Here is a 6,790-nt window from a genome sequence, read left to right as displayed (position 1 = left end):
CGCCGCCACGCCCGCCGCGGCGCAGGGCGTGGTGTCCGCCGCCGATCCGCGCGCGACCGCCGCCGGGCAGGAGATATTGCGGCAGGGCGGCAGCGCCACCGATGCCGCAATCGCGATGCTGCTGGCGCTGAACGTCGTCGAGCCGCAGTCGAGCGGGATCGGCGGGGGCGGGTTCATCGTCCACCACGGCGGCGCCACCGGCGCGCTGGACACGATCGACGGGCGCGAGACGGCGCCCGCCGCCGCCCGCCCCGATCGCTTCCTGGGCGCGGACGGCAAGCCGCGCCCGTTCATCGAGATCTGGCCCGGCGGCTATTCGGTGGGCGTCCCCGGATCGCTGCGACTGGCGGAGCGCGCGCACGCCAAATGGGGCAAGCTGCCGTGGGCGGCGCTGTTCGCCCCCGCGATCAAGCTGGCGGACGAGGGCTTCGTCGTGAACGCGCGGCTGGCCGGCGCGCTGAAGCAGGTGGCGCCGGTGTGGAAGGATTTCCCGGCGATGCGCGCGCTCTACTGGCGCGACGGCCGCCCGCTGGCGGAGGGGGAGACGTTCCGCAACCCCGCGATGGCCGCGATCCTGCGCCGCATCGCCGCGGAGGGGCCGCAGGCCTTCTACGCCGGCGACAATGCCAAGGCGGTCGCCGGTGCGGTCACCAACGCGCCGAAGAACCCGGTGCCGCTGACCGAAGGCGACCTGGCCGGCTATGTCGCGAAGGATCGCCCCGGCGTGTGCGGCCCGTACCGCAGCTGGACGGTGTGCGGGATGGGGCCGCCGTCGTCGGGCGGGCTGAGCGTGCTGCAGATCCTGACGATGGTCGAACGCTTTCCGCTGGCCACCTGGGGCAAGGACGACGCGCGGTCGTGGCAAGTGATCGGCGAGGCGATGCGGCTCGCCTATGCCGACCGCGATCTGTACGAGGCGGACCGCGATTTCGTCGACGTGCCGGTCGCCGGGCTGCTGGACCGCGATTACCTGAAGCGGCGATCGGCGCTGATCTCCGTCACGAAGGCGCGCGGCCATTACGAGCCGGGCAGTCCGCCGGGCGCGCCGACGCGCGCCCGCGCCACGCCGGGCGAGCTGGGCGGCACCACGCATTTCGTCGCGGTCGACACCGCAGGCGATATCGTCAGCTGGACCAACACCGTCGAAAGCGCGTTCGGCAGCCAGCTGACCGCCAACGGATATGTCCTCAACAACGAACTGACCGATTTCAGCCACGCGCCGGTCGGCCCCGACGGCGACCTGGTCGCCAACCGCGTCCAGCCGGGCAAGCGCCCGATGTCGAGCATGTCGCCGACGATCGTCTACGACCGCAGCGGAAAGCCGGTGTTCGCGATCGGCGCGGCGGGCGGGCGCACGATCATCATGCAGATCGCCAAGGCGCTGATCGCGCATTTCGACTGGGGCCTGTCGGCGCAGGATGCGATCGCGCTGGGGCTGGTGTTCTTCGACAAGGACGGGCTGGTGCTGGAACAGGGCACCACGCTGGAGGCGATGAAGGCGCCGCTGGAGGCGCGCGGCCAGCATGTCACGCTGGGGCGGCTGGGGCTGAAGGCCAATGCCGCCGAGCGGCTGCCCGACGGGCGCTGGATCGGCGCGGCCGACCCGCGCAGCCCGGGCAATTCGCTGCAACAGTAACGACCACGACGACGCACGACGGCCCGGATACAGGGCCGCGAGGAGAGGCGATGCGCAGGCTCGAACATTTTCCCAACCTGGTCACGATGTTCTTCACGCGCGCTGAGGAGAAGGGCGACGCGCCGTTCCTGTGGAGCAAGCACGACGGCGCGTGGCAGCCGATCAGCTGGCGCGCGGCGGCGGACACGGTCGCGCGGCTGGCGACGGCGCTGCAGGCGATCGGGCTGGAGCGCGGCGACCGCGTGATGCTGGTCAGCGAAAACCGCCCGGAATGGTGCCTGGCCGATCTGGCGATCATGGCCGCGGGCTGCGTCACCGTCCCCACCTATACCACCAACACCGAGCGCGACCACGCGCACATCATCGAGAATTCGGGCGCCAAGGCGGTGATCGTGTCGACCGCGAAGCTGGCGCGCACGCTGCTGCCCGCGATCCTGCGGTCGATCCGGCCGCAGATGCTGATCGGGATCGAGCCGATGCGGCTGGGACAGGTGCCGGTCGAGGTCCACGACTGGCATGCGCTGATCGCCGGCAACCGGGCGACCGCGGCCGAGGTCGCCGCGCAGGCCGGGTTCGCGCGCGACGACCTGGCGTGCATCATCTACACCAGCGGCACCGGCGGCGCGCCGCGCGGGGTGATGCAGCATCACGGCGCGATCCTGCACAATGTCGCGGGCTGTTCGGCGGTGGTGGCGGAGGATTTCGGCTGGGGGGACGAGGTGTTCCTGTCGTTCCTGCCGCTCAGTCATGCCTATGAACATACCGGCGGACAGCATTTCCCGATCGGGATGGGCGGGCAGATCTATTACGCCGAAGGGATCGACAAACTGGCGGCGAATATCGAGGAGGTGCGCCCGACGATCATGTTCGTCGTGCCTCGGCTGTTCGAGGTGCTGCGCATGCGGATCAGCAAGACGATCGAGCGGCAGGGCGGGATGCCCGCGCGCTTGCTGATGGCGGCGCTGGACGTGGGCGCGAAGCGCGATGCAGGGACACTGCGGCTGGCGGACCGGCCCAGGGCACTGCTGGTCGACACCTTGTTCAAGCCGAAGATCGCGAGGAAGTTCGGCGGGCGGCTGAAGGCGATGATCTCCGGCGGGGCGCCGCTGACGCCCGAGGTCGGGCTGTTTTTCCAGTCGCTGGGCCTCACCTTCCTGCAAGGCTATGGCCAGACGGAGGCGGCGCCGGTGATCTCCTGCAACCGTCCCAGCGCGGGGGTGACGATGGATTCGGTCGGCCCGCCGCTGGCCGATACCGAGGTGCGGATCGCCGAGGACGGCGAGATCCTGGTGCGCGGCGAGCTGGTGATGCACGGATACTGGCGCAACGAGGCGGAGACCGCGCGCGTCCTGAAGGACGGGTGGCTCCACACCGGCGACATCGGCGAGATCGACGCGGCCGGGCGCATCCGCATCACCGACCGCAAGAAAGACCTCATCATCAACGACAAGGGCGACAATGTTGCGCCGCAGAAGGTGGAGGGGATGCTGACGCTCCAGCCGGAGATCGCGCAGGCGATGATCGCGGGCGACCGCAAGCCGCACATGGTCGCGGTACTGGTGCCCGACGACGAATGGACCGCCGAATGGGTGAAGGCGAACGGCCGCACGAACGACGCCGCGCTGGCCGACGACCCGGCCTATCGCGCCGCGATCCAGGCGGCGGTGGACCGTACCAACAAGGACCTGTCGGTGATCGAACGCGTCCGCCGCTGGATCATGGCGGACGAAGCCTTCACGATCGAGAACGAGCAATTGACGCCGAGTTTGAAGATCCGACGCCACGTGCTGCGCGGCGTGTACGGCAACCGGCTGGACGCGCTGTATCGGGGGTGATGGGGGGCGGGGGACAGGCGAAACCCGTCGCCCCTGCGCGGGCAGGGGCTTCCGCGGCTCTTGCCGGTCCACACGCCGCGAAAGATGCCAGCCTGCGCTGGCATGACGCCAGCCGGCACGACGCTGTCAGGCGTTCATTTCCCCTTCGGTACCACCGCCATCGTCCAGTCCTTGTCCGGGCGCAGGTAGCGCGCGGCGGTTTCCTGTAGCGTGGCGGGGGTGATGCCGGTCATGTCGCCGACGATGCTCTGCGTCGCCTCGATCCGCTTGGGGTCGAAGGCGCCGCCCGACGTCTGCATCAGCCAGAACTGGTTCCCGGACGAGGCGCGCGCCATATATTGCAGCATCGGCACGATCGTGCGGCGCAGTTCGTCGTCGCCGATCGGGGTGGCGACCAGCTCGGCGGCGATCTGGCGGGAAAGCTGGAAGAACAGCGGCACCTTGTCGGGCGCGACCTTGCCGATCGCGATCAGGCGGCCGCCGCCGGGCTGGCCGACCGGCCACTGGCTCTGCGCGCTGGGCGAGTAGCTGGCGCCCGCGACCGAGCGCAGCCGGTCGAACAGCCGGTCGGCGAACACCGCCGCCAGCACGTCGAGCCGGCGCTGTTCGGCATGATCGGCGGAGCCACCCGACGTCGGCCAGGCGATCACCGCCGCGGCCTGATTGTCGTCGCCGTCATGGGTGCGGATCACCGGCGTGTCGACATGCGCGGGGAAGCGCACCGGCGCGGGCGCGGTGGCATCGGGCTTGCGCGGCTTGAGCGCGCCGAAGCTCTTCGCGACCGCGGCGATCGCCTCGTCGGTCTTCACGTCGCCGAACACGTCGACCTCGATCGGGCCGGTGGCGAGCAGCGGTTCCCACAGCTTGCGGAAATCCTTCGCGTTCAGCGCCTCGATCTGCGCGCGCGGCGGAATGCCCCAGCGCGGATCGCCGTCGCGCAGCAGCCCTTCGAGATCGCGCGCCAGCACGCCGTCGGGCGAGCTGTCGAACCCCGGATAGCCCGCCAGCATCGCGGCACGCGCGCGCGCCACGGGCGCGGCATCCCAGCGTGGCGCGGCCAGCTTCGCGGCCATCAGCGTCAGATTGTCGGCATAGTCGCCGGGCGTCGTCTGCGCCCCGAACAGGAAGGCATCGTCGGTGATGTCGAAATCCAGCCCCATCCGCCGCCCGGTGGTCAGCTGGTCGAGATCGCCCTGGTCGAGCGAGCCGATCCCGCTGGCGATCAGCGCGGTTTCCCCCGCCCACGCCGGGGTCGGGCGGTTGCCGGGCAGCGCCTGATACCCGCGCCCGAAGCGCACGCGCAGATAGACGCGGCCGGTTTCGGAGGGATTGGAATAGACCAGGGCGCGCACGCCATTGGCGAACGTCACCTGCTCCATCGCCGGATCGCCGACGGTGGTGCGCGCGGCCACCTTCCCCGGCGCGCCGAGCCTGGGCACGCGCGAGAAATCGACCGCCGCCTGCTGCGCGCGCTTGCCCGCCAGTCCGGAAACGTCGGCGGTCAGCGCGGTCGCCAGCTTCGCCGCGGCGGTCGCGTCGGCGGTGCGGGTGTTGACCAGCGCGCGGGTGGCGTCGCCCTTGAACAGCCGACTGGTCGATTCGACCATCGCGGCGGGGGTGAACATCCCCTTGGCGCGCGCGTCCTGGAGGATGTCGTAGCTGGTTTTCGGCCCCGCCACCGTTTCGCGGATGTCGAGCGCCTGGACCATGTCGTCGGCCTGCTTGGCGCCCGCCTCGACGCGTGCGGTGGCGACCTCGTTCTTCATCGCGGCGTCGAATTCGGCCAGTTCGCGGTCGACCTCGCCCTGCGTCGGGGGCGAGGCCATCGCGTCGGCGATCACCGCGCGCACGTCCTTCAGCGCGGCTTCCCAATCGTCGCCGATCGGGATGACGTTGGTGAAGGTGCCGTTGGCCGAGCGCGACACGTCGTCGAGGCTGACCGACGCCTGGAGGAAGCTGCCGCCCGCCCGCGCGCGCGTTTCCAGCCGGCGGTTGATGAGGCGGATCGCCAGGAAATCGACCAGCCGCTTCTGGTTGAAGATGATCGTGTCGTCGCGATAAATCCACGGGCGCAGCACCGCGGTAGCCACGATCGGCGGCAGCGAGGGTTCGGCGATCGTCCGGGTCGCCGGCTCCTTGCCGTCGGGCTTGCCGAAATCGGGGTCGGCGGGGTTGGGGCCGACGCCCTTCCACCCGCCGAAATTCTTGACGACCAGCGCGGCGGCGACCTTCGGATCGATATCGCCGGAGATGATGACGACCGCGCGGTCGGGGCGGTACCAGCGCTGGTGGAACGCGAGCACCGCGGGCGGGGTCGCCGCCTCCAGCGTCTTGATCGTGCCGATCGGCGAGCGTTCGGCCAGTGGCTGCCCGGCGAAGAACGTCTGGCGGATCGCATCGCCGTAGCGCACCTGCGGCCCCGGCGCCTCGCGCTGTTCCGCCAACACCGCGGGGCGCTCCGCCGCCAGCCCGGCCGCGGTGATCGCGGGTTCGGCCATCATGCCGGAGAAGATGCGCAGGCTTTCGTCCAGCTTCGCCTCGGTCGCGCCGGGCAGGTCGAGCTTGTAGACGGTCTGCGTCGGCGTCGTCTGCGCATTCGAATCCGAGCCGAAGGTGGCGCCGAAGCGCTGCCACACCCGCTTCGCCTCGCCATCGGGCACGTATTTCGAGCCGCGGAACGAGAGGTGCTCGATCAGGTGCGCGAACCCCTGTTCGTCGTCACGCTCGTACAGCGATCCCGCATCGATCCGCACGCGCACCGCCACCTGCCCCGGCGGCACGCCGTTGCGGCGCACGGCGTAGCGCAGACCGTTGGGCAGCCGCCCGAACGACCATTCGGGATCGGGCGGAATGTCCGACCCCTTGAACAGCCACGGCGACGTATCGACCCCCGCCAGCCCCGCCGTCGACGCCGCGACGGCGGCGCGATGCGTCGATTGCTGCGCCGGGGCCGGCAGCGCGACCGACAGGAGGAGAAGGGCGGTGAGCGGCGTCGCGAAGGCGCGCGGGTACGAAGACATGGCGATCTTGTAGGCGCGCGCCCCGGCGGCGGCAACATCGCTCCGCTCGGCGCGCGCCGATCGCCGATCCCCATGACATCGCCCGCAAGACGCCATGTTTTTGTCGCGTTGCGCCGGTAGCGGCATCGCATCGGGCGCCATGCCGGCGGACCGTGCCGGCGAGCGGAGGACGGAAGCGATGATCGACGGTGCCGCCGCACGCCTGCGTGACCAGAGCGACGACGACGCCGTCGCCGTGCCGCCGGTCGCGCCGCGCCCGCGCGCGGTCGTCCCCGCGCCGGTCGCGGCCCCGATCCCCC

Annotated in this window: 3 protein-coding genes; 2 read left to right on the top strand and 1 reads right to left on the bottom strand. The window is 70.8% G+C overall.

The features are described from left to right. A partial coding sequence (ggt, locus tag AX685_RS11745; RefSeq protein WP_066488888.1) for a gamma-glutamyltransferase occupies positions 1-1,636 on the top strand: 1,636 nt, incomplete at its 5' end. Between the two features lie 50 nt (positions 1,637-1,686). Next, positions 1,687-3,471, top strand: coding sequence for an AMP-dependent synthetase/ligase (locus AX685_RS11740; RefSeq protein WP_066488886.1), 1,785 nt, complete (start codon positions 1,687-1,689; stop codon positions 3,469-3,471). 134 nt (positions 3,472-3,605) lie between these two features. Here AX685_RS11740 and AX685_RS11735 read toward each other — a convergent pair whose 3' ends face one another. Beyond that, positions 3,606-6,491, bottom strand: coding sequence for a M16 family metallopeptidase (locus AX685_RS11735; RefSeq protein WP_066488890.1), 2,886 nt, complete (start codon positions 6,489-6,491; stop codon positions 3,606-3,608). Positions 6,492-6,790 lie beyond the last annotated feature (299 nt).

Origin of the sequence: Sphingomonas sp. CCH9-F2, assembly GCF_001556735.1 — a bacterium.
GTDB lineage: Bacteria > Pseudomonadota > Alphaproteobacteria > Sphingomonadales > Sphingomonadaceae > Sphingomonas > Sphingomonas ginsenosidimutans.
The sequence above is the reverse complement of the archived record's forward strand: the minus strand, read 5'-3'. Positions and strand labels throughout refer to the sequence as shown.

Bases quoted from the DNA above. Each gene is read 5' to 3' on its own strand.
- AX685_RS11740 (WP_066488886.1), top strand. From the start codon at position 1,687: ATGCGCAGGCTCGAACATTTTCCCAACCTGGTCACGATGTTCTTCACG.
- AX685_RS11735 (WP_066488890.1), bottom strand. From the start codon at position 6,491: ATGTCTTCGTACCCGCGCGCCTTCGCGACGCCGCTCACCGCCCTTCTC.